Source organism: Psychroserpens mesophilus, from assembly GCF_050617655.1.
Lineage (GTDB): Bacteria > Bacteroidota > Bacteroidia > Flavobacteriales > Flavobacteriaceae > Psychroserpens > Psychroserpens mesophilus_A.
This window is the reverse complement of sequence record NZ_JBODQC010000058.1, coordinates 1-387: the sequence shown is the minus strand read 5'-3', so window position 1 is coordinate 387 and position 387 is coordinate 1. Positions and strand designations below refer to the sequence as shown.

At 30.2% G+C, this 387-nt stretch carries 1 protein-coding gene; it reads left to right on the top strand.

Annotation, left to right across the window (positions count from 1 at the left end; translation table 11 throughout):
• A partial coding sequence (locus ACRHNM_RS16310) for a hypothetical protein (RefSeq protein WP_431137698.1) occupies positions 1-334 on the top strand: 334 nt, incomplete at its 5' end.
• Positions 335-387: the final 53 nt, after the last annotated feature.

Below are 387 nucleotides of genomic sequence, written 5' to 3'. Positions count from 1 at the left end.
TCACAGCGGAGAACAACAGAACGATATGTCTAACGGTGATTTATTATCTCTATATATAGAGCGTATAGATATTATTGTAAATATTTTACCAAATATTGCATTTGCTACTAAGCGTGGTGTAACTATGAAATCATTGGGTATACCAGAAACAAAAGAAAATAAAAAGGCGTTAGAAGATAATAAAGAAGCTTCTGATGAATATTTTGAAAGTACCGTAGAATTTCAAACTAAAATCCTACTCTATTCAGACACTAATGATCTTATTGCAGCGATTTTGTTTTACGAATCTACTTTAAAAGCTTTACATACATACAACGATTTCAAAGAGGATTAGTCTATAATCAATTTCATGTTTTTTAACCTCGCAAAACTGCGAGGTTTTTTATT